At 45.4% G+C, this 21635-nt stretch carries 22 protein-coding genes and 3 tRNA genes; 4 read left to right on the forward strand and 21 right to left on the reverse strand.

The window, feature by feature from the left end; all coding sequences use genetic code 11:
* Positions 1 to 80: 80 nt before the first annotated feature.
* From hflC to ACTNE6_RS14075, 10 genes are all read right to left on the reverse strand, one after another.
* Complete coding sequence (gene hflC, locus ACTNE6_RS14030) at positions 81 to 938, reverse strand: protease modulator HflC (RefSeq protein WP_194970140.1); 858 nt, start codon at positions 936 to 938, stop codon at positions 81 to 83.
* A complete protein-coding gene (gene hflK / locus ACTNE6_RS14035) occupies positions 935 to 2134 on the reverse strand; it encodes an FtsH protease activity modulator HflK (protein WP_194970141.1) in 1200 nt (399 codons plus the stop codon). Before hflK ends, hflC begins: the two co-directional genes overlap by 4 nt.
* Before the next feature lie 175 nt (positions 2135 to 2309).
* Entirely contained in the window at positions 2310 to 3575 is a 1266-nt protein-coding gene (gene hflX, locus ACTNE6_RS14040; protein ID WP_442497182.1) for a ribosome rescue GTPase HflX, read from the reverse strand.
* Positions 3576 to 3664: 89 nt separating this feature from the next.
* Positions 3665 to 3904: an RNA chaperone Hfq gene (gene hfq, locus ACTNE6_RS14045; RefSeq protein ID WP_020160432.1), complete on the reverse strand. Its 240-nt coding sequence runs from the start codon at positions 3902 to 3904 to the stop codon at positions 3665 to 3667.
* Positions 3905 to 4936: 1032 nt separating this feature from the next.
* Positions 4937 to 5710, reverse strand: a complete 774-nt coding sequence (locus ACTNE6_RS14050; RefSeq protein WP_442497183.1) for an alpha/beta fold hydrolase — start codon at positions 5708 to 5710, stop codon at positions 4937 to 4939.
* Complete coding sequence (locus ACTNE6_RS14055) at positions 5710 to 6426, reverse strand: DUF445 domain-containing protein (protein WP_194970185.1); 717 nt, start codon at positions 6424 to 6426, stop codon at positions 5710 to 5712. Before ACTNE6_RS14055 ends, ACTNE6_RS14050 begins: the two co-directional genes overlap by 1 nt.
* A gap of 244 nt (positions 6427 to 6670) precedes the next feature.
* Positions 6671 to 7852, reverse strand: a complete 1182-nt coding sequence (locus tag ACTNE6_RS14060) for an NAD(P)/FAD-dependent oxidoreductase (RefSeq protein ID WP_442497184.1) — start codon at positions 7850 to 7852, stop codon at positions 6671 to 6673.
* A 117-nt stretch (positions 7853 to 7969) separates the two neighbouring features.
* The gene (locus tag ACTNE6_RS14065; RefSeq protein WP_194970145.1) at positions 7970 to 8284 is read right to left on the reverse strand and encodes a hypothetical protein; all 315 of its coding nucleotides are present in this window, start codon (positions 8282 to 8284) and stop codon (positions 7970 to 7972) included.
* A gap of 18 nt (positions 8285 to 8302) precedes the next feature.
* On the reverse strand, positions 8303 to 10390 hold the full coding sequence (locus tag ACTNE6_RS14070) for a V-type H(+)-translocating pyrophosphatase (RefSeq protein ID WP_442497185.1): 2088 nt from the start codon (positions 10388 to 10390) through the stop codon (positions 8303 to 8305).
* 378 nt (positions 10391 to 10768) lie between these two features.
* On the reverse strand, positions 10769 to 11239 hold the full coding sequence (locus tag ACTNE6_RS14075) for a host attachment protein (RefSeq protein ID WP_442497186.1): 471 nt from the start codon (positions 11237 to 11239) through the stop codon (positions 10769 to 10771).
* Between the two features lie 276 nt (positions 11240 to 11515).
* On the opposite strand from ACTNE6_RS14075, the gene ACTNE6_RS14080 reads away from it, so the two are divergent.
* Together ACTNE6_RS14080 and ACTNE6_RS14085 are read left to right on the forward strand one after the other, a co-directional pair.
* The gene (locus tag ACTNE6_RS14080) at positions 11516 to 11698 is read left to right on the forward strand and encodes a hypothetical protein (RefSeq protein WP_442497187.1); all 183 of its coding nucleotides are present in this window, start codon (positions 11516 to 11518) and stop codon (positions 11696 to 11698) included.
* Positions 11698 to 11940, forward strand: a complete 243-nt coding sequence (locus tag ACTNE6_RS14085) for a hypothetical protein (protein ID WP_442497188.1) — start codon at positions 11698 to 11700, stop codon at positions 11938 to 11940. Before ACTNE6_RS14080 ends, ACTNE6_RS14085 begins: the two co-directional genes overlap by 1 nt.
* A 125-nt stretch (positions 11941 to 12065) precedes the next feature.
* Here ACTNE6_RS14085 and ACTNE6_RS14090 read toward each other — a convergent pair.
* The 11 genes from ACTNE6_RS14090 to orn all read right to left on the reverse strand — a co-directional run bounded on the left by ACTNE6_RS14090 (position 12066) and on the right by orn (position 19362).
* Positions 12066 to 12141: transfer RNA gene (locus tag ACTNE6_RS14090), tRNA-Glu, on the reverse strand.
* A gap of 125 nt (positions 12142 to 12266) precedes the next feature.
* A tRNA-Glu gene (locus ACTNE6_RS14095) sits at positions 12267 to 12342 on the reverse strand.
* A 30-nt stretch (positions 12343 to 12372) separates the two neighbouring features.
* Positions 12373 to 12448: transfer RNA gene (locus ACTNE6_RS14100), tRNA-Ala, on the reverse strand.
* A 31-nt stretch (positions 12449 to 12479) separates the two neighbouring features.
* Positions 12480 to 13898: a glutamate--tRNA ligase gene (gene gltX / locus ACTNE6_RS14105; RefSeq protein WP_442497189.1), complete on the reverse strand. Its 1419-nt coding sequence runs from the start codon at positions 13896 to 13898 to the stop codon at positions 12480 to 12482.
* Positions 13899 to 13905: 7 nt separating this feature from the next.
* Positions 13906 to 14367, reverse strand: coding sequence for a tetratricopeptide repeat protein (locus tag ACTNE6_RS14110; protein ID WP_442497190.1), 462 nt, complete (start codon positions 14365 to 14367; stop codon positions 13906 to 13908).
* Between the two features lie 245 nt (positions 14368 to 14612).
* Positions 14613 to 15295, reverse strand: a protein-coding gene (locus ACTNE6_RS14115) for an IS1 family transposase (RefSeq protein WP_442497191.1) whose coding sequence is annotated in 2 segments (ribosomal slippage) — positions 14613 to 14971 and positions 14971 to 15295 — 684 coding nt in all. Because the reading frame shifts where the segments join, the coding sequence is not laid out codon by codon here.
* A 391-nt stretch (positions 15296 to 15686) separates the two neighbouring features.
* Positions 15687 to 16190 (reverse strand): hypothetical protein, encoded by a 504-nt coding sequence (locus ACTNE6_RS14120; protein WP_442497192.1) that lies wholly within the window; start codon positions 16188 to 16190, stop codon positions 15687 to 15689.
* Between the two features lie 285 nt (positions 16191 to 16475).
* Positions 16476 to 17747: a serine--tRNA ligase gene (gene serS, locus ACTNE6_RS14125; RefSeq protein WP_442497193.1), complete on the reverse strand. Its 1272-nt coding sequence runs from the start codon at positions 17745 to 17747 to the stop codon at positions 16476 to 16478.
* A gap of 23 nt (positions 17748 to 17770) precedes the next feature.
* The gene (locus tag ACTNE6_RS14130) at positions 17771 to 18088 is read right to left on the reverse strand and encodes a DUF190 domain-containing protein (protein WP_442497194.1); all 318 of its coding nucleotides are present in this window, start codon (positions 18086 to 18088) and stop codon (positions 17771 to 17773) included.
* Positions 18085 to 18792, reverse strand: a complete 708-nt coding sequence (gene crcB, locus ACTNE6_RS14135) for a fluoride efflux transporter CrcB (protein WP_331819411.1) — start codon at positions 18790 to 18792, stop codon at positions 18085 to 18087. The genes ACTNE6_RS14130 and crcB overlap by 4 nt, the downstream gene beginning before the upstream one ends.
* A 6-nt stretch (positions 18793 to 18798) precedes the next feature.
* On the reverse strand, positions 18799 to 19362 hold the full coding sequence (gene orn / locus ACTNE6_RS14140; protein WP_434485550.1) for an oligoribonuclease: 564 nt from the start codon (positions 19360 to 19362) through the stop codon (positions 18799 to 18801).
* Positions 19363 to 19452: 90 nt separating this feature from the next.
* Between orn and ACTNE6_RS14145 the strand changes: the two genes are divergently transcribed.
* Together ACTNE6_RS14145 and rsgA are read left to right on the forward strand one after the other, a co-directional pair.
* Entirely contained in the window at positions 19453 to 20703 is a 1251-nt protein-coding gene (locus ACTNE6_RS14145) for a M48 family metallopeptidase (RefSeq protein WP_442497195.1), read from the forward strand.
* The gene (gene rsgA, locus ACTNE6_RS14150; RefSeq protein WP_442497196.1) at positions 20703 to 21590 is read left to right on the forward strand and encodes a ribosome small subunit-dependent GTPase A; all 888 of its coding nucleotides are present in this window, start codon (positions 20703 to 20705) and stop codon (positions 21588 to 21590) included. The genes ACTNE6_RS14145 and rsgA overlap by 1 nt, the downstream gene beginning before the upstream one ends.
* Positions 21591 to 21635: the final 45 nt, after the last annotated feature.

Here is a 21635-nt window from a genome sequence, read left to right on the forward strand (position 1 = left end):
AAAACGCCCCGCACGGGCGGAGCGTTTCTATATTTTAAAGCAATGTAGTGAATGATCCTACTTCACTAAAACCATCACGGCTATTTTTGCCTCTTAAAGTACTTAAAGAAATCGGAGTCAGGTTCGAGCACCATTATATCCGAGCCTGAGAAAGATCCTCTATAAGCGTTCAAGCTACGGTAAAAAGCAAAGAACTCAGCATCTTGTCCATATGCATTTGCATATATCTCTGCCGATTTCGCATCGCCTTCGCCACGCAGCTTTTCCGCATCGCGGTAAGCATTAGCCAGCGTGACGACCTGTTGCCTGTCTGCATCGGCACGAATTCTCTCCGCAGCTTCCGCACCCTGCGAACGGAATTCGCGAGCAACTCTTTCACGCTCCGCTTCCATTCTGCGAAAAACAGAACTGCTGACTTCGCTAGGCAAATCAATGCGTTTCACCTGGACATCGACAATATCCATACCCAAATTTGCCGCAATAGCTCTGGAATTTTTGATTAGAATTTCACGAATAGCCCGACGATCAGTCGAAACTAATTGCTTGATATCACGTTTACCGAACTCGCCACGGAAGGCATCTTTTATAATTTGATCCAGACGCAGGTTGGCTTGATCTATATCCCCGCCTACCACTGTATAAAAAGTGGTTACATCGCCAATTCGCCATTTAACAAAAGAATCAACGATCACATTCTTTTTCTCCGCCGTTAAAAAGCGCTCAGGTTTTGAATCCATAGTCTGGATACGCGCATCGAACTTCTTAACATTGTTAATAAAAGGCATCTTGAAATGAAGTCCGGGCTCGTAATCAGACTTTACGATTTCACCTAACTGGAATTTGATCGCCTTTTCAGTTTCATTAACTGTAAATATGCACATCATGCCGATAAGCAACAGTGCGCCTATGCCTAACAATATTTTATTATTCTGTGTCATTGGCGCCCCCTTGCATCACGACCGCGAGTTGTAGTTCGCAACGCAGGTTGTTCTATTTTAGTTGTCTGTTCAGGCTGTTCTACCGCGCTTTGAGGAGCATGAGGCTGTGAAGCTGGATGCGACTGCTGGATCATCTTATCTATTGGTAAGTAAAGCACATTATTACCGCCTTTAGTGTCAACCATGACCGTATTTGTTTCATTCAATATGGATTCCATGGATTCAAGATAAAGACGTTGTCTTGTTACTTCAGGCGCTTTTTTGTATTCTGTCAGCAATTTGGAAAAACGATTGGCTTCACCTTCTGCCCGAGCGATAACCTGCTCCTTATAGCCCTCGGCTTCCTGGAGCGCTCTGGCTGCCGCACCACGTGCCTTGGGCACAACGTCATTAGAATAGGCTTCCGCTTCGTTAATTAAACGCTGCTGATCTTCACGCGCTTTAATGGCATCTTCAAATGCGCTTTGAACCTGTTCAGGCGGCTGCGCATCCTGCAGATTGACGCTGGTAACCAGAATGCCGGACTGATAATTGTCCATAATATCCTGTATTTCCTTCTTAATCTGGGCCACAACTTCACTACGGCCTTCCGTCAAGACAAAATCCATTTTGCTGCTACCGACGACCCCGCGCGTTGCGCTCTCCGTAGCCTGTTTCAAAGTAGCTACAGGGTTGGCCACATTAAAGAGAAATTGCTTGGCATCTTTAATCTGATACTGAACAGCCAGGCGAACATCGACGATATTTTCATCCTTGGTCAGCATTAATGCTTCTTTAGGCACCGTTCCAAGAGTCTGCTCGCTACCCGCGCTCCGATAACCAACCTCAATGTAACGCTGCTGCTTAACATTGATAATGTCAACACGCTCAATAGGCGCAGGAAAATGCCAGTTCAAACCCGGCTCAGTAATAACAGTATATTTGCCAAAGCGCGTTTCAACACCCTGGTTCCCTGCATCGACAGTGTAAAAACCGAATAATCCCCATACCAAGACCGCGCCGCCTGCTATCCAAAAACCAAGACCTTTTATTGGCCCGCCGGAAGAACCTTCGCCGCCACCTTTACCGCCGCCAAAAATCCTGCCCAATTTTTCTTGCAATGAACGTATCGCTTCATCGAGATCAGGTGGACCCTTTTGGTCACCCCGACCACTCCAAGGGTCTTTCTTATCGCCGCCAGGCTCATTCCAGGACATACATATGCTCCATATGGGATTATTTGTAATTTATTTAATGGTTATTCCGAAGGACATTCAGCCAGCAGCATAGGCCGCCGGCCTAACCTACCCATGCAAATCCTACATTTTTATCCAATTCTGATTGTTTAGCTGGGGAATTATCCTAAAAAAAAACACTTTATACAAACCTAAGCTAAAGTAATTCTTCAATTTCTATTGATTTGAGCAAACCTAAATGCTTCGCATCCATCTCGATAACTAATTCATAGCCGCCGAAATCATCAACTTCCTCTTCAAGTATTTTAGCAACAGCAAATAGTTTAGCTCTCACATCCCCTTGATCAGGCCTCAAATAGCATTTTCTTTTGATTCTGGTGCTTGAAAACATTTCCGCCAGTGCTTGATAAAGAAGATCGACGCCTTCTCCTGTTTCGGCAGACAGCCATACACGTACGGGATTTCCTGCCTCATCGCGATCAATCCGAGGACTAATATCCGCTAATAAATCAATTTTATTGAAAATCTCCAATTGCCTGATTTCGTTAGCCTCTATATCTTCCAGAACCTGATTGACTTGAATTATAGTCTCATCTCTGTCTTCGGCATTAGCATCAATCACATGCAACAACAAATCTGCTTCACTGGCCTCCTGCAGCGTAGATTTAAATGCGGCAACCAATTCATGCGGCAAATGGCGAATAAACCCAACCGTATCGGCAAGCACTATTTCCGCGCTATTGGGCAATTGACAATTCCGTAATGTTGGGTCCAAGGTAGCAAAGAGCTGATTCGCTGCGTAAATATTCGCCCCGGTTAACTTATTAAATAGCGTTGATTTTCCGGCGTTGGTGTACCCCACCAGCGAAACAGACGGAATTTCGGCTTTTTTTCTTTTACTCCGTCCTTGATGCCTTTGTTTTTCGACTTTTTCCAATCGCTGTTGAATCTGCTTAATGCGCAAACCCAATAGTCTCCGGTCAGTTTCCAACTGAGTTTCGCCCGGACCGCGCAGACCGATACCGCCTTTTTGACGCTCCAAGTGTGTCCAACCTCTGACTAGTCGGGTTGATAAATGACGTAGTTGGGCTAACTCAACCTGCAACTTGCCTTCAAATGTTTGTGCGCGCTGGGCAAAGATATCAAGAATCAGTCCATTCCTGTCCACCACGCGAACACCTAATGCATTTTCAAGGTTTCTTTCCTGACTAGGTGAAAGCGGATGATTGAATAAAACAATATCTGCAGACTGGCTTTCTATAACATTTTTTAGCTCATCAAGCTTGCCTGTTCCGATAAAATATTTCGGATCAGGACTGCGCCGACTGCCGGTTACCACGTAAACAGGATCTGTCCCGGCCGATTTGGCCAATTCCTTTAATTCTAAAAGATCTTCCTGCCCGGAATGAAGTGTTAGATGAACCAAAATCGCTCGCTCACCTGAGCCAGGACGATCAAACAAGTAAACACTCCAGTACCATATTTATAAAAAGATTGTTATTTTCTTTTGTTTTAATGTTTTTCGGCACCAAGACTTACTCTCTCAAAGAGTTATTCTTCATTAGATTCATTTTCACGTGTTAGCTTTACGGCCTTACTCGGCACAATCGTTGAAATGGCATGCTTGTATACCATTTGGCTGACTGTATTCTTGAGCATAATCACATACTGATCAAATGAATCCACTTTTCCTTGCAATTTAATTCCGTTAACAAGGAAAATTGAAACAGGTGTATGTTCTTTTCTAAGAGTATTTAGAAAATTATCCTGCAAATTCTGACCTTTTGACATCCGGTTTCTCCTTATTATTTTTTATAAAAAAAGCTGCTTAAGACAATTGCAATTACAAGTCATGACAAAAGCTTATGAAATAACTCAAAAATTGCTTCTAGATATTTTAACGCCATTCAGACCGAATTTTCATATATTCCTGCTTTCTCATGCTTAAAAATATAAAAATCCGCATCATTACTAAAATTTGTCCGGTAAATTGATCTCTAACCGTTGTTTTGCCGTATCGGACAGGTAACCGAGTACTCTCGGCTGGCCTGTCTTCTTCATAAGATTTTATTTGCAAGCTTATAACCGGAAGCACATTAATCTTCCATACACCCTGAAATCTTATTGCATTGCCAATGCCTGCACCTGATACTCATAAGCCGTTACTCTCACAATGACTGCTGACGCTCCGTTTATCCAGTTTAAAATACCCAATAAGCCCAACCGCTACATTTTTGCAGCATTTAATGCAATATTGATGAAAATAATTCCACTGAATTGGTCTGCATACATCGATTGCCACTCGTAATCGGGAAAATATCGGCTGATAGACAAATAGCTTTTTGCAGTGCTCAAACGCGCCTATTCTCAGACAATAAAATTCGCTTTTTGTGCAAACCATTTTTTATCAAGATTTCCTGTTATCGTCACCTTTACTGACAAAGACTGTCCATTGTCGTTTACTTTTACTTATGCGATCAGTGTTTTACTGATCTCGAATTTTGCCAATCCGTTTCAATAATTATAGTCTTGGCTCAAAAACGGACTGCAGTTTTAGACATATTGATTGCCCTGTTTTTAACCCAGCCTGACATCCATTGAAAAAAAATTACTATCTGTTGCAACAAGGACCATAATTTTTTGCTGCCGTTTAAGAATTTTTTAGCGCGAACTATAACTGACTGAAGATACGAATAACTCGTACTCCTTTGCATTAATATAAGGACAGACTCTGCTTTAGATAGAATTGGATGGCGCTTTTAGTGAGGCATTAATTCACAGCCCATCTTTTCGCAGTCAAATGTCTGGCAGATGGTTCCTGTTTTAGTCTGATAAAAAATTCACGACCTGTTCCACAAAGATATCCGGCTGTTGCACATGCACCCAATGCCCAGCATTCGCAATGACATTGAGCGTAGCTTTGGGAAATAACGTAGCAATATCCTCGGATTTGACGTAATTCGAATCTGCACCGGCAATGAACAGTGCCTTTCCGACAAAAGGCGCCAACTTTCCAGCATCGGGAAAAGCTATTATATTCGGAGCCATCCGGTAAAAAATATCCAGATCAATTCTCCAACGATACTCGCCATGGTTCAGTACAAGATTTTGCAATAAAAATTGACGATAGCTAAGTTCCGGTATGTCTGCTGCGAGCATGGCTTCCGCCTGCTTACGATTGCTGATTTCATTAAGCGGCAGGGACTTCAGTGCTTGAATGAGAGGGTCAAAACTGTGCTTATAACTGACCGGGGCAATATCAACGACCACCAACTTGTCCACACACTCGGGATAATTAAGCGCAAACCACATCGCAATCTTACCGCCCATGCTATGCCCCAACAAATTGACCTTCTTCATGCCTCGCTGATCGATAAACGACTTAAGATCGGCAGTCATGGAAGGATAATCCATTAATGGATCATGAGGCGACACGCCGTGATTACGCATATCCGGCACATAAACATGAAATTTATCCGACAGCCGGTCCGCCACTTGTCGCCAATTGCGCGAGGAAGCAAAAAAGCCATGCAGAATAATTAACGGACGATCATTCGAACTACCCAATTCTTCAAACGCTAATTCGACAGTTTTCATTATGCAAACCCGAATATGGCGCCCAGCAAGCCGCCAAAGACACCACCCCAAACAACCAGCCACCCCAGATGCTCGCGGATTATCGCCTGAACCATTTCCTTGACTAATTGAGGTGTCAGTTCACTCAATCGTTTATCAATCACAGTTTCAATTTTGCCGACAATGTCCTCGCCGATTTTATGCGCATTCAAGCCCTGCTGCAGCGCTGCCTTAAAGCTGTCGGATTCAACTGTCTCAGTCAATGTATGCTTCATCTTTTCGATAAAAGGCTCTTTTAATGGTGCCAGCGCTTCCGGCCCACCCATCATCATCAGCATGCCGCCAAAAGAAGAGCCCATGATCGACACAACCAGCCCTTCATACACTCTATCATAATCAACCGCGTTCAATAGCGGCTCCAGATTCAATATTTTTTCGCCCTGCTGTTCTTCAGCCTCAATAAAATTCTCAATATTATTGATCGTAAAGAACTGCTGCATCATGAGTTGCTTGATAGAACTCTTAAACTCTTCAAACCGGTTCGGTATTACGCCCGAACCGTATAGATAAGGTACTTTCTCAAATAGCATATGAATGGCCAGCCAGTTGGTAATTGCCCCCGACAGGGCAAAGTAACCAATTGCTCTCACCAGTTCCTGTTGTACGATATAGCCTGTAATAATAATCGCAACAGCAATTAGATTAGTGAGAAAACTTTTATCAATTATTTTTTCCATTGTTTTTAATATAGAGTTGGAAACTTCTCCAACCACTGCTGAAAATTCTAAAATTTTGCTTAAAATGGGATGTGCGTGATCAACTGACGCCAAGTTTTCAACTTAGGCAGTCACCGCCAGAACTTCTGCTTTGAATTGTCTTTGTTTTTATTATATCAAGGCATTATCAGTCTATGTAATATTGGTGAATTTAGTGATTATAAAATAAGACTGGCCAATACGGCTTTTGGTAGCTTGCCCGTTTCTATACATACTGCCCTGCGCACCAGGCCGAAGACCATGCCCACTGAAAATTATAGCCGCCCAGCCAACCGGTAACATCCAACACTTCTCCAATAAAGTAAAGCCCTGGCACCGCATTGCTTTCCATTGTTTTAGACGAAATGGCATTACAATCAACCCCGCCACAAGTCACTTCAGCAGTACGATAGCCTTCGGTACCGTTAGGCTTAATGGTCCAGTTATGAATCTGCTCCGAAATCTGTCTAATCTGTTTGTCGGAAAGGTCCTGCAAGAAAAACTCCAGCATATCCTCAGCAAATAAACTACTGACCAATCGCTTAGGGAAGTAACCGTCCAGGTACGTCTTCAGCTTGCTTTTGATCTTCTGCAGACGCTTTGATTTCAGATCCGCATCCAGATCCATGCCCGGCAGCAGATTAATCATTATTTCCTCACCAGGGCGCCAATACGATGAAATCTGCAAAACAGCCGGACCACTCAAGCCGCGATGCGTAAACAAAATATTTTCACTAAAGCTTCGGCTTTTGTTGCTGATGACGCATGGAACCGCAATCCCCGATAAAACCGAGAATTTAGCTTTATCCTCCGGCTGCAATGTAAACGGCACCAGGCCCGCACGCGTAGGCAGCACTTTGATGCCAAACTGCTGTGCGATTTTATAGCCCAGAGGCGTAGCGCCCATTTTCGGAATGGACAGGCCGCCGGTTGCAACCACCAGTGACTGACAGATATAGTTGCCTTTGTTAGTTTTAAGCTGGAAGCGCTTGTCGATTGCCTGCTCAATGGCGCCTATGCTGGTGTTCAGCTGTATGACTGCGCGGACTTTATCGCATTCCGATAGCAGCATATTGAGAATATCGCGAGCGCTCTCATCACAGAATAACTGACCATGATCTCTTTCATGAAATGGAATACGGTAGCGCCCGACTAGGGCCAGAAAATCCCACTGCGTGTATCGGCTTAGCGCTGATTTGCAAAAATGCGGGTTATGTGAAATGTAATTGTCAGGCCCAACCTCATAATTAGTAAAATTGCAGCGGCCGCCGCCGGACATCAGAATTTTTTTGCCAGCCTTATTGGCGTGATCCAGAACAATGACTTTACGGCCTCTTTTGCCCGCCTCGATCGCGCACATCAAACCTGAAGCCCCCGCGCCTATAATGATCACATCGGCCTCAATCATGACCCGCTCCCACACAAAAGTGGGCAACTATACAACAAATACGCTCATTTTTTAAACATAAAAACCGCTCGTATAACCAAGCTTTTTATACTGGAACTATTGCAGCTCACTAGACCACTAGAAAAGCTCAGGATAACTGTCCGGCTCATGCATGATCTCAGGACCGAGCTCACTGAACTTAAACAGTCTCATAGCACGCTCGCCATTGTAATCGACAACACGCAAATGGTCCGTTTCATATAAATCATGGGTCGCTATATCAAAATGCTTGCCATACCGTTCTTTTGCCAGTTCCAAAGGAATTTCGTGAGCGATGAATTTATAGATGCCTTTACCAGCCAACTTTTCCAGAAACAATTTGTGCTCAACGTCGTCATGCTGCGATAAAACCACCAAAGTACCACTGCCAGAGAATAATAAATAGGCTTTCACAATTGTCCCTCCTCTCCGCTAACTTAATAAAGGAGCAATAACCAGGCTGACAATAGCCATTACATTGATGAGAATATTCATTGATGGACCGGCGGTATCCTTAAAAGGATCACCAACCGTATCTCCGACAACGGCAGACTTATGGGCTTCAGAGCCCTTACCGCCGTGATGGCCTTTTTCAATATACTTCTTGGCATTATCCCAGGCACCGCCTGCGTTCGCCATCATCAGGGCCAACAATACGCAGGAAAGCAACGCACCGCCCAGCATGCCGCCCAGCGCTTCAGGGCCAAGGCCAAAACCGACCACAGGCGGTGCGGCAATGGCAATCGTTCCCGGTAAAATCATTTTCTTAAGCGCCGCCTTGGTCGCTATATCGATACAGGTTGCCGTATCCGGATCGACATTCCCTTCCAGCAGACCGGGAATTTCGCGAAATTGTCGGCGAATTTCCTTGATCATCTCGAATGCGGCACCGCCAACCGCTGTCATTGTGATCGAGGCAATAATGTAAGGCAACATGCCGCCGATAAAAAGACCGATCAGCACCTCTGGATTATTTAAATTCAACTGGAAATTTTCGACGCGAACGCTAACAGTTTCAACATAAGCAGTGATAATCGCCAATGCCGCCAATGCGGCGGCACCAATGGCAAAACCCTTGCCGATTGCAGCTGTAGTATTGCCCACTTCATCAAGAGAGTCTGTGATCGCACGCGTTTTAGGTCCCAGCCCGGCCATCTCGGCAATGCCGCCGGCGTTATCAGCAACGGGGCCATAGGCATCAATCGCCATAGTAATGCCTACGGTTGCCAACATGCCCACTGCCGCAATGCCAACGCCATATAAACCCACCAGAGAGCTGCTGGCCAAAATGACTGCACAAATTGTCACCACCGGTATGACGACGGATTCCATCCCTACAGCCAGGCCCGTGATCATCACTGTAGCCGGCCCGGTTTCCCCTGATTCAGCAATTCGATGAACCGGTTTACTGGCCGTGTAATATTCAGTCACCAGCCCAATCACCACTCCCCCTGCCGCACCAGCCAATACGGCTAATGCGACTTTTAAACTAATCCCCATAACGGCTACAACCAGAAAAGCTGTCAAAATAAACAGAATGGACGCGCCCAATGTACCGCTGCGCAAGGCCAATTCAGGCTTTTCGCTGGCATTTAATTTGAGTTCCATCAAAGGTTTAGCAAGAAATCCCAAAACTTCATGCCTCAGAAGCACTTCAATCTGTTTATTGCCTGCCTGATGCACTAAGGCGATACCCGCTATGGAACAGATCAGTCCTGTAGAAGATAAAGCCAACGGCAAAAACATCAGATCCTCACGCAACCCCAGAGGATCGATAATTTCAGCCGCCATAGATCCGGCCATGGCAATGGTGGCAATCATCGCTCCACAATAAGATTCAAAAATATCTGACCCCATGCCGGCCACATCGCCGACATTATCACCGACATTGTCAGCAATAACGCCTGGGTTACGCGGATCATCTTCAGGAATGCCGATTTCGATTTTACCTACCAGATCAGCTCCGACGTCAGCAGATTTGGTAAATATTCCCCCACCTACGCGAGAAAATAAGGCAACAGTTGAAGCTCCCATGCCAAATCCGTGAATCGCATGAGCTGTTTCTGCATCACCGCCAAAAAATAAGTAGAGCAAGCCCAATCCAAGCAGACCTAAAGAAGCTACGGCTAATCCCATTACGGAACCGCCAAAAAAAGCGACCGATAATGCGGCAGACATACCGTCTTCATAAGCAGCGGTAGTTGTTCTGACATTGGCTCTAGTAGCGGTGAACATACCAAGAAAACCGGCTAGCCCCGACGTTATTGCACCAACAATAAAAGACAATGTTGTCATCCAGCCCAGCGAAAAATACAGCAGCGGCACTATTACACCAGCAAATAGGCTCAGCATCGCATATTCGCGCCGCATAAAAACCATAGCCCCCAGATGAATCTGATGCGCAATTTTGGTGACCCGCTCACCGCCTTCGCGATAACGCATTACCTTGAGGAAAATTATAAAAGCGGCCAGCAGCCCAAACAGGCCAAATAACGGCGGAATAAAAGTTGTTTGCATCATCTGTATTCCCCATTTTTTATTATTAATCCATTCGATATTAGATAATCAGCATTACCAAATAATTATTTTTCATCAATTAAAAATTACTGATTCTTTATGACACCTTACTTTAAGCTGCTCTATCAGTTATAAGCAAAAAATTAGTATTAAAAGCCACTTTAACCATTTGTATGTGAGATATAAACATTAAGTCATATAAATAAATATTTTTCTTGCATATTATTTACATATTTACTATTAAAAAAATTTATAACTCATTTTTTTCATTTATAAATGATTTAATCTAAGCAAAGCTAATTGGGGAACCTTTTTTGATTTTCTAGAACTAAAATTCAGTAATCAAACAGCGATTCACTACTCCCGTTCGTTTCAACTTGATCATAAGCTCTGGGTCGGCAAGTACATAGGAAGATGCGCTCGAATATCAGCAGCACTGTGTGTAGTAATGGATTTATCGAGCTCTAAGCAAACCATTTTTTTTACCTGCTCCGAAAAATTGTTACGAAGCATCCCCAAAAACTTAGGCTCTGCAATAACTACTAATTGCTCAAACTTATTTTCACTACGGGCCTTCTCCAAATGCTGAGCAATGGAATGAGCAAAATTGTCGATTTCGTGTTTTTTGGGATCACTGGACGGACTATAATTATGCCCCTCTACGTTACTCCCACTTCCTGTACCACCTGAATACCGCATTCCTCCTGACAGATCAGAGGTTATTTCCCTATCATGCAGACGGCCTTCTGTATGGGCAATATCTTCAAGTTCTTCTAAAGGTGAAGAAGGCGTATCGGAGGTAAATATTCGCGCCCGACTACTATCAGCAACAAGTATCCAGAATGATTTCATGGTTATTTCCTCTAGTAAGAAATTATCCAATTGACCATTCAACATTATTCTCTATTACTAAAAATATCTATACGTATGCTTACATAGCGCTATTTACTCAATGACCATGTGATCTATTTATTTTCTAAGTGTTTATACTTAAGTTATTACACCAATACCTTTGCATTTGATGTTACGTTATAAATACTTAAAAAATTAAAATGGTTATATAGAGACATTTGAAGTGATCCTGAGTGTGAGTTTCTTTAGCCATTCGACGAAAACTGGAGAGATAAGATGGCTGCCTCTTGCACTAATGAAACGCTTCATGCCCTGCAACAAAGTACTATCGAAAGCGACAAGGACCTATGGGAATATCAGAATATGATTGTTGAACCTGGTTATACTGAATTAGCAATCATCTATGATACAAATGAAAAGCTCATGCCCAATAAAGCGGCTTTAAGCCATAACTTCTAATGACTATGCAATATTTCATTATTGTCGCTTTAACGTGTATTACAATACTTGTCAGTTCGCAGGCATCAGAACTTCCAAAAGACAAGAGGCAAAATCAAACAATACAACAAAAAAATTTTACCGCTGAAGCCCTCGCTCAAAATCCGCAGCTTGAAACTTATTTCAACGAAGGCCAATGTCAGTCATGTCATAGTATCAAGCAGTTACAGGGATTTTTCGCTGATACAAAGCAAAAACAATAACTTGGCGATCCCATTGCGAATGTTATAGACAAAGAAGAATATGCCGAAATGGCACTTTAGAAAAGCCAAATAAACAGCAGGCATAAAAAAAGGGCTATCCAATACAAGATAGCCCTTCTATTATATGGCGTCCCCAGGGGGGTTCGAACCCCCGTTACCGCCGTGAAAGGGCGGTGTCCTAGGCCACTAGACGATGGGGACTAAAACGGGTTTAGTCAGCCTAATTTTTAGCAGACTATAAAGTCTGCTAACAGCTACTTCTTAACTAAATTACATAAACCCCATGTCTCATATAGACCATGCAAAACATAAGTCTATTGAATTCATGGCGTCCCCAGGGGGGTTCGAACCCCCGTTACCGCCGTGAAAGGGCGGTGTCCTAGGCCACTAGACGATGGGGACTAAAATGGGTTTAGTCAGCCTTTGGCTTCTTGGTGGAGCCAGGCGGGATCGAACCGCCGACCTCAACACTGCCAGTGTTGCGCTCTCCCAATTGAGCTATGGCCCCTTAGTTAAGAACCGCCATTTTACAGGATTTTTCAGCCTTGTCCACTATTATTTTGATTTTTTATAAAATTTATCGCTCGCAGTATTCTGGAAAGGGTTTTTTCCTGACCAAGCAGCGATAAAGTCACATCGATCGCCGGTGAAACAGAAGTCCCGGAAACAGCGACACGTAAGGGCTGCGCCACTTTCCCCAAATTGAGTTCCATCTCTTCGGCAAGGTTGACGACGATCTGATGTAATTTCTCGCCTTCCCATTCGGCGATTGCGGAAAATTCATCATGCAATCGGGCCAACACTTCTTCCGTCCCTGCCGTGAAATTCTTTTTAGCCGCTTTCTCGTCATAGGCATCGAAGTCTTTATAGAAGTAAACACTTGCGGCCGCCATTTCAACCAATGTTTTGCTGCGTTCCTTTTGCGCTTTTACGATATCAATCAGATCCGGGCCTTCCGAAGGATCAATGCCCAGTTCACCCATATGCCAGCTTAAATGGCGTGCGACATGAGCCGGATCGTTGTTCATGATGTACTGATGATTCAGCCATAACAGCTTTTCAGGATTGAATGTAGAGGCCGATACATTGACGTTTTCCAGCCTGAAATATTCAACCATTTCATCCAAAGAAAAGACTTCCTGATCGCCATGAGACCAACCCAGCCTGACCAGATAATTAAGCAGCGCATCCGGCAGATAGCCATCATCACGGTATTGCATGACGCTGACGGCGCCATGCCGCTTTGACAACCTGGCGCCATCCGATCCCAGTATCATAGGCAGATGAGCATATTTCGGCAGTTCAGCGCCCAATGCTTTCAGGATATTCATCTGCCGAGGCGTATTGTTTATATGATCATCGCCGCGAATAACATGCGTCACCCCCATATCCATATCGTCAACCACAACGGTCAAATTGTAAGTTGGCGTACCATCAGCCCTGGCAATAATCAAATCATCGAGTTCTTTATTAGCGACGACAATTTCACCTTTAACCAGATCAGGAATGGTAACAACCCCGTCAGTCGGATTCTTGAAACGAACGACCGGCATCCCCTCGCCGTGGGGTACGGCAGAATCCCGGCATTTGCCGTTATAGCGCGGCTTTTGCTTGTTAGCCATTTGCTCGGCGCGCAACTGCTCGAGTTCTTCTTTGCTACAGTAGCAATAGTAGGCATCGCCTTGATCCAGCAATTGTTGAATAACTTCTTTATAGCGATCGAAGCGATGAGTTTGATAAAAAGGTCCCTCATCGTACTCCAGCCCCAGCCAGGTCATACCTTCCAGAATGGCATTCACCGATTCCTGTGTTGAACGTTCCAGATCGGTATCCTCGATCCTTAAGATAAACCTCCCGCCATGCTTGCGCGCATAAAGCCAGGAAAACAAGGCGGTACGAGCGCCACCTATATGCAAGTAGCCCGTTGGACTCGGGGCAAATCGTGTTTTGATACTCATTTGATATTTATTTCTTCAGTAAAATTTTTTTCGCATATTCTGCTGGAATTTGCCTGGCTGCAGTTAAGCGGGCCGTTTTGTAATTAAAGGCAACGCTGCCTTTAGCCGTCTCATTCCTTCCCAGAAGTGCAAGCGAGGCACCATGACCTTTGACAGCGGCTTTTTCATACCATTGCGTTGCCGTATCAACATTTTGCGGCACCCCCATTCCTCTGTCATATAGCGCCGCCATAACCACTTCCGCTTCAATAAGCCCCTGCTTTGCGGCTTTCAGCATCCACTCGGCCGCTTTCTGTTCATCTTTGTCTACGCCATCCCGCCCCAATATGTACATCGCGCCCAATTTAGCCTGAGCTAAAGCGTCACCCTGCTCCGCCATTTGTTGGATATCGCTTTCGACTGCTTGTATGGCAATACTTGACAATAACAGCACTGATAAAACCAATACTCTAATCATTTCCAACCCCATAGTTAATAAACCATTTGTATTATTTCACGTCATATTATAAAGATGAATTATTCATTTATGAAAAATCAATGATCTGCATTTTTTAACTAATTGATAGTAAATAGAAATATCAATATTTCCACTCAGCATAATCAGAGAGAAAAAATAAAAATTAGGTAAGTTATGGAATGTTGCGAACTGCAATTACGACATAACAGTTGATAGCATCGGCATTCCTGGCGATATAAGTAAATTTATCGGCATTGTTAATTAAGTATAGTATCCAATTCACCGTTCCATTTAAGCATCAAAAGCATGACGGAATATTTGAGCATGATCTTGCTTTTGCTATAGCATTTTGATTTTCGGCGCAGCCGAGCAAGAAAATGCCTGAATAAGCTGTTATAGCCTTCTACGGTATAGGCTTCGGCTTTTGATTGCGTATGAAGCTCTTTCGGGACAAATTGTTCATAAGGGCGCCAATAATCAGTCATGACCTGGGTTATGGGCTGGGCTTCAATGGCCTCCCATAACTTTCGGCCTGTTTCTGTGCCGCGGGAACCCACTTCGCAGTGGAGGAATCGTTTGCCATTTCGATCAACAGCCACCCAGATCCAGCAATAGTTTTTTTGGAACCGATATAGGTATGCATCTCATCGAGTTCGATGACCTCAACGCCGGCGGTAGAGCGAATGGACTCAATGGATTCGCCATAGGCCTTGATCCAGTTATAGACCGCCACATGACTGCAGTTCAAGATTCGACCAATGGAACGAAAACCCAAGCCTTCAAGGTAAAGCTGGAGCGCTTGCCGCTTAATGGCTGGATTGATGCCTCGGTAACTGACTGTATGTCTATAACCGCAAACCTTACAGCGGTAACGCTGCCTGCCTTTCGCCATCCCATCCTTAGTACAGCCTTCTGCGCTACATTTGGGGCATCTAACCATGATCACTGACTCGGTAAAAATCGGCTAGTTTAGCTCAAACCATACCAAATTAACAATGCCAATTTATCTATAGCATTTTACTAAAATGCTGCCGTACCGGTCGCAATTGAAGTCGATGATGACGGGGCGGCGTTCCTAAAAGCCGGGGCTAATGCCCAGGGACAATCAGCTCATCCGATTTAATACATCAAATACACTGTTGGAAGCACAGCTATGAATTGAATATAAGAAAGGCAGACAAAAAGGGGTTAACTTTGAGTAAATCAAGCGGGAACCAAGTTAAAGTTCTGCAAGTTTCACAAGCATAGCGGCGCTTGTCACTCATGAATTTAAAAAATAAAACCGAGGATGCAACTCTACATCCTCGGCCTCTTGGATGATTGTTTACAAATTAATGTTTGTGATTGTCATCAGCATGATCATCGTCATGGCCATGATGATGTTCTGAGTCAGGGAATCCAACGACTTCCCAGTTCATGGAACTGCCGCGCTGTTCCATTGTAATATCATATCTTTTACCGTTGACATCTAAGCAAGGAATGAACAACTCTCCTTTATGCCCATCATTCAAGTTAACAACCGGCTCGGCATCGCAATAGCTTGATACGCACGTGCTGACATCAACTGTTGCCACAGTTCCAGTGCTTGTAGTAACAAATGCTGTGCCATCTTTAACAACGACATCAGTTGCATTGGGTACTGGAGTAGTCGCTGGACACGAAGCGTCTGATGGCGGAACCAGCTTGAGCGGATCGACTGCATCAACCAATCGAACAGTTAAGAAACCATTAGCCGCTGTAAAAACGGCCCCGCCCTCTACTACAGTAGGAGCAGCTACCGCTGCATTAGCCGCCAATAAGCCGGCAACCAAAGAACTTAAACCAAATTTTTTCATTATTATCTCCCAAATATACGTATCACCATGATACATATTGGATATAAGTATATACGCTTAAAACTTAACAAAGCGTTAACCGGCTCGCATTTTTTTTAAGGAAAATGTGTTACGAAATTTGTCACTTGCATCATTATATAATTCATTTAAAAAAATATTATGTGGAACTGTATGTTTATTCCGTTAAGCACAAAATCGAATATTGTCGCGCTTTTATTTCGATTAATAAAATAGCCGGCAGATTTCATAATCTGCCGTCTACTTAATGAATACATTGATATTCAATTACTCAATAATCTCCAGCCCGCCCATATAAGGCAGCAACACATCGGGAATGCGAATGCGTCCCTGGCCGTCCTGATAATTTTCCATAATCGCGATCAAGGTTCTGCCGGCCGCCAAGCCTGAGCCATTCAAAGTATGCACCAGTTCAGGTTTGCCGGTTTCCGGATTGCGCCAGCGTGCCTGCAGGCGACGGGCCTGAAAATCCTTGAAATTACTGCAGGAAGATATTTCGCGATAGGCGCCCTGCCCCGGCAGCCAGACTTCGAGATCGTAGGTTTTTGCTGAGGAGAAGCCGGTATCACCGGCGCACAGCAACACCTTGCGGTAAGGCAGTTTCAGTTTTTTCAGGATATTTTCAGCATGCTCGGTCAGTTCTTCATGCGCTTTGGCGGAATCTTCAGGCTTGACGATCTGCACCAGCTCGACTTTTTCAAACTGATGCTGACGGATCATGCCGCGCACATCCCGCCCGTATGCACCGGCTTCGCTGCGGAAGCAGGGCGTATGGGATACGAACTTCAGCGGCATGTCCTTGGCGTCGACGATAACGTCTCTGACCATGTTCGTGACCGGCACTTCAGCAGTCGGAATCAGATAGAAAGGCGTGTCATTTTCGACCTTAAACAAATCGGCCTCAAACTTCGGCAGCTGGCCGGTACCGCGCAAACTATCCGCATTGACCAAAAACGGCACGTAAGTTTCGCTGTAACCATGCTCCAGGGCATGTGTATCCAGCATCAATTGAATGATTGCGCGTTGCAGCCTTGCCAATGGACCGCTCAAAACCACAAACCGGGCACTGGCAATTTTGGCGCCCAGCTCGAAATCCATGCCCCTCTTTGCCCCCAGATCGACGTGATCCTTGGGCTCGAAATCGAATGCGGGAATGTCGCCCCAGCGGCTGATTTCAACGTTATCGTCTTCGCTTTTGCCCTCCGGCACGCTGACATCGAGTATATTGGGAATACCCTCCATCAAGGCAGCCATTTGCGCCTGGACTTCGGACAATTCCGTTTCCGCCTCTTTCAATTGATCGCCCAAATGCTGAACCTGATCCAGAAGAGGCTGAATGTCTTCGCCTTTGGCCTTGGCCTGCCCAATCGCTTTGGACCGGCTGTTGCGCTCGTTCTGCAATTCCTGGGTTTTAACTTGTATGTCTTTGCGTCTGGCTTCCAGCGCGGTGTAGAACTCCGAATCAAAACTGAATGAACGTCTGTTTAATTGTTCTTTTACAAAATCAAGATCAGCTCTAAATAAATGGGGATCTAACATGACGGTGTAGTTACCTTCTAAAATTAAGAAATTGAATGAATATGTGCCCTTGCCGGCCAGCTAACGATATGTTTGAGATTCAGCCTTGACTGAAGTTCATGGATGGCTTTTTCGACTTTTAAAGGCTCATCGTAAAACTCGATGATCAACGGCAATTCCAGTGACAGATCAAGCAGCGACGAGGTATGGATCTCACCTGACGCGCCCGCTCCGGCAATACCGCGAATCACTGTGAGGCCCTTGATCTTCTCCTCGTTATGCAGAATATCCAGTATCCGATTAAGATGATCGCGCCCTTCCATGGTATAAACTCTGGCAATTGTGATTTCAGTTGTAGTCATATCTGTCTGCCCACCCATAAGCCCGTCCAGAGCACCAAGATACTGATCAAACCGTTGCCGGCAAAAATGCCGAGCATTAAATTCAAATGGTTTTCAAATGAATAACCATGCTCGATCATATATAAAATTAAATATAAACCGGATAAGGTTAAGTAAAGGCCCACGATAACTATCATAATCGCAGCCCGATACTCCATGGATAGTGACGCTTTCTGCAATAAAATAGTTGCTACAATACCTATTAAAAAAGCACCGATGGCGTTCACGATAACCAATGCATAAGGAAATAATCCGCCCGGCCATTGTATGGCGCCGCCCGAGTAAAGGAATAACGATCGACCGGAAAGCAGCCCCAGCCAGACAGCTAGCAGACACGCCGCAATGCTGACCAAGACATTCAGTGCGGCTTTAGCGAAACTGCCCTGTTCGATCAAATAAATCGTTTCCAGCGAGAAACTCGAAAACGTCGTAAAGCCGCCCATAATACCCACCAGAATTCCGGCCCGATATTCCAAGGCGAAGGCAATACGTTGCAGAATAAGGGCTTCAGCCAGCAAGCCGATTAAAAACGAGCCGATCACATTTACGGCTAACGTGCCATAAGGGAATCCTCTCCCTAGCCATTGATAAGTTCCCGTTGAAACTAAAAAGCGCAGCACCGAGCCAAGCGAGCCGCCCAATGCCACAGCGATCAATTGATTCATGTTGACTCAGGCGCTACCTGTGCCCTTATAGGCAATGAAATGATCCCGATAATAACGCAGCTCTTCAATCGATTCGATAATATCGCTTAAAGCCATGTGTGTAGCTTTCTTGCTAAAGCCGCTTCTCAATTCCGGCGCCCAACGGGCAACCAGTTCCTTCAGCGTTGACACATCCAGATTGCGGTAATGGAAGTAGGCTTCCAGTTTAGGCATATACCGATAAAGAAAACGCCGGTCCTGGCAAATACTGTTGCCGCAGATAGGTGATTTGTTTTCAGGCACCCATTCCTTGATAAACTCCAGAGTCAGCCGTTCGGCTTCGGCATCATCAATGGTTGAAGCTCTGACTCTATCAATCAAGCCCGACTGCCCGTGGTATTTCTGATTCCAGTCATCCATAGCCGTCAGCGCTGCATCGGATTGATGGACCGCCAGCACAGGCCCTTGAGCCAGGATATTCAAATCTTTATCGGTAATGACCGTGGCAATCTCAATGATTAAATCAGTATCAGGATTTAATCCGGTCATTTCCAGATCTATCCAGATGAGATTCTGTGAGTCCTGCGCCATATTATTGTTTCCATAATATTAATAAGGTTGCGGTAAATTGTAGCATTGGCTATCTTGTATGCCTAATTCTTAAACTTTTGCTTCAAACCCATGAATACTTTTACCATTATCTTCATAATCGCATTGATTATTTCCTACTCGGTTCAATTCTGGCTGTCCAAACGCCAGGCCGCTTATGTTAAAAGTCATCGCAACGCCGTGCCTGAAGCGTTCAAAAACAGCGTCTCTCTGGAGGCCCATCAAAAAGCGGCCGACTATACCATCGCAAAAGGAAAACTCGGCGATATCGACAGCATTATCGGGGTAATCGTCTTGCTGCTGCTGACGGTGGGCGGCGGGATCAATGCCGCTTTTGAATTATGGGCCTCTTTTGACTTGTCGCCGCGAATAGCCGGCATCGGAGCCATAGCCACTCTTTTTCTGGTCATGCATCTGATTGATCTCCCGACCAGCATTTATCAGACATTCGTCATTGAAGAAAAATTCGGTTTTAACAAAAGCACTCCCAAACAGTTCATCAAAGACCAGTTTCTGCAACTGGCTTTATCTGCCGCTATCGGCCTGCCTTTGCTGGCCCTGATTTTGTGGATCATGGACAGCATCGGCTCCCTTTGGTGGCTATGGACGTGGGTAGTTTTGATCAGTTTCTCATTGCTGATGAGCTGGCTTTACCCTACCGTCATCGCGCCGCTGTTCAACAAATTCACGCCCATGCAGGAAGGCGCGCTGAAAGACCGGATCCAGGGATTGCTGGCCCGCTGCGGTTTCAACAGCCAGGGCATCTTCATCATGGACGGCTCGAAGCGCTCAGGCCATGGCAACGCCTACTTTACAGGTCTTGGCAATAACAAGCGCATCGTGTTCTTTGATACGCTGGTCAATTCACTGGAAGATGAAGAACTGGAAGCCGTGCTGGCTCATGAATTGGGACATTTTAAATGCAAGCATGTCATTAAAATGCTGATCGCCACCTCGCTCATGAGCTTGATCAGTCTGGCTATTCTTGGCTGGCTGATCAATGAGCAATGGTTCTATGCCGGACTCGGCGTACAACAACCGTCCAATGCCGCAGCCTTATTGTTGTTCACGCTGGTTTCGCCTGTCTTTACGTTTTTCATGCAACCGGTCATGGCGTACTTTCAACGCAAGTTTGAATTTGAAGCCGACGATTTCGCCTCGAAAAACGCTCAGGCCAGCAAAATGATCAGCGGACTGGTCAAGCTGTACGAGGAAAACGCCAGCACGTTGACGCCGGACCCGCTCTACTCGGCCTTCCACTACAGCCATCCGCCGGCGGCTATCCGTATCGCCCACCTGGAATCCAAAATGCAGAGCGCATAATGGCTGAACTGCTTGAAGGCTTGGTCCTCTCCCACTTAGGCCAGGGCATTGCCGTCGAAACCGACGGCAAAATCTACCTGTGCCAGACCCGCCGGCGGCTTGATACCGTCGCCGTCGGCGATAAGGTTTTATGGATGCAATCTGCTCCCGATCAGGGCCGTATAGAAGAAGTTCTGCCCAGGCGCTCATTACTGGCCCGTCCGTCCAGAAACGACAAAGTCCGCCCGGTGGCCGCCAATATCGACACCGTCTTCGTGGTCTTCGCCATCGAGCCTTGCTGCGATTTTCTACTGATCGATCAATACCTCGCTGTCTGTGAAAACCATAATATCAACGCCGCTTTAGTGTTCAACAAGATCGATCTGGGGCAATCGGACACTATCGAACAGGAGTTGCCGAATTACCAGAAACTGGGCTACCCGTTATACCGGGTCAGCACCAGAATTCCGGGACACGAAGGTTTGGAAGAACTGAAACAGGCGTTAAAAGACCAGGTCAGCATCTTTGCGGGCCAATCAGGCGTCGGCAAATCATCTTTAACGAATACCCTGATCCCCGATAAAGAACTTAAAACCAATACCATTTCGGCAACGACCAAACACGGGCGTCACACGACCACGGCCGCGACGCTGTATCACATGGATCAGGGCGGTGATCTGATCGACAGCCCCGGCGTAGCCATTTTCGGACTGGCAGGTCTTAACGAACAGCAACTGGCATACGGTTACAGGGAGTTTCAACCGTTGATTGACAACTGCCAGTTCAACGATTGCCGGCATGTCTACGATAAGGGCTGCGCCGTGCGGGCGGCGGCCGAACATGGCGAAATTTCAATGAAGCGCTATCAGCGATTTTTGAAGCTTAGGGAGAAAATGCCGCCTGCATAGCCTCTTAGTTATCAAGAGCCCTGAACAGATTTTTGAGCTGATCGG

It is taken from the genome of Methylobacter sp. sgz302048, from assembly GCF_052162025.1.
Taxonomy (GTDB): domain Bacteria; phylum Pseudomonadota; class Gammaproteobacteria; order Methylococcales; family Methylomonadaceae; genus Methylobacter.

What these genes read in the sequence shown, in the direction of transcription:
- hfq (WP_020160432.1), bottom strand. Translation starts at nt 3,904, where the DNA reads ATGTCAAAAGGTCAGAATTTGCAGGATAATTTTCTAAATACTCTTAGA.
- hflK (WP_194970141.1), bottom strand. Translation starts at nt 2,134, where the DNA reads ATGTCCTGGAATGAGCCTGGCGGCGATAAGAAAGACCCTTGGAGTGGT.
- orn (WP_434485550.1), bottom strand. Translation starts at nt 19,362, where the DNA reads ATGGCGCAGGACTCACAGAATCTCATCTGGATAGATCTGGAAATGACC.
- hflC (WP_194970140.1), bottom strand. Translation starts at nt 938, where the DNA reads ATGACACAGAATAATAAAATATTGTTAGGCATAGGCGCACTGTTGCTT.
- gltX (WP_442497189.1), bottom strand. Translation starts at nt 13,898, where the DNA reads ATGAGTATCAAAACACGATTTGCCCCGAGTCCAACGGGCTACTTGCAT.
- ACTNE6_RS14070 (WP_442497185.1), bottom strand. Translation starts at nt 10,390, where the DNA reads ATGATGCAAACAACTTTTATTCCGCCGTTATTTGGCCTGTTTGGGCTG.
- ACTNE6_RS14080 (WP_442497187.1), top strand. Translation starts at nt 11,516, where the DNA reads ATGGCTGCCTCTTGCACTAATGAAACGCTTCATGCCCTGCAACAAAGT.
- rsgA (WP_442497196.1), top strand. Translation starts at nt 20,703, where the DNA reads ATGGCTGAACTGCTTGAAGGCTTGGTCCTCTCCCACTTAGGCCAGGGC.
- ACTNE6_RS14145 (WP_442497195.1), top strand. Translation starts at nt 19,453, where the DNA reads ATGAATACTTTTACCATTATCTTCATAATCGCATTGATTATTTCCTAC.
- ACTNE6_RS14055 (WP_194970185.1), bottom strand. Translation starts at nt 6,426, where the DNA reads ATGGAAAAAATAATTGATAAAAGTTTTCTCACTAATCTAATTGCTGTT.
- ACTNE6_RS14085 (WP_442497188.1), top strand. Translation starts at nt 11,698, where the DNA reads ATGACTATGCAATATTTCATTATTGTCGCTTTAACGTGTATTACAATA.
- ACTNE6_RS14130 (WP_442497194.1), bottom strand. Translation starts at nt 18,088, where the DNA reads ATGACTACAACTGAAATCACAATTGCCAGAGTTTATACCATGGAAGGG.
- ACTNE6_RS14120 (WP_442497192.1), bottom strand. Translation starts at nt 16,190, where the DNA reads ATGAAAAAATTTGGTTTAAGTTCTTTGGTTGCCGGCTTATTGGCGGCT.
- ACTNE6_RS14075 (WP_442497186.1), bottom strand. Translation starts at nt 11,239, where the DNA reads ATGAAATCATTCTGGATACTTGTTGCTGATAGTAGTCGGGCGCGAATA.
- ACTNE6_RS14110 (WP_442497190.1), bottom strand. Translation starts at nt 14,367, where the DNA reads ATGGGGTTGGAAATGATTAGAGTATTGGTTTTATCAGTGCTGTTATTG.
- serS (WP_442497193.1), bottom strand. Translation starts at nt 17,747, where the DNA reads ATGTTAGATCCCCATTTATTTAGAGCTGATCTTGATTTTGTAAAAGAA.
- ACTNE6_RS14060 (WP_442497184.1), bottom strand. Translation starts at nt 7,852, where the DNA reads ATGATTGAGGCCGATGTGATCATTATAGGCGCGGGGGCTTCAGGTTTG.
- crcB (WP_331819411.1), bottom strand. Translation starts at nt 18,792, where the DNA reads ATGAATCAATTGATCGCTGTGGCATTGGGCGGCTCGCTTGGCTCGGTG.
- ACTNE6_RS14050 (WP_442497183.1), bottom strand. Translation starts at nt 5,710, where the DNA reads ATGAAAACTGTCGAATTAGCGTTTGAAGAATTGGGTAGTTCGAATGAT.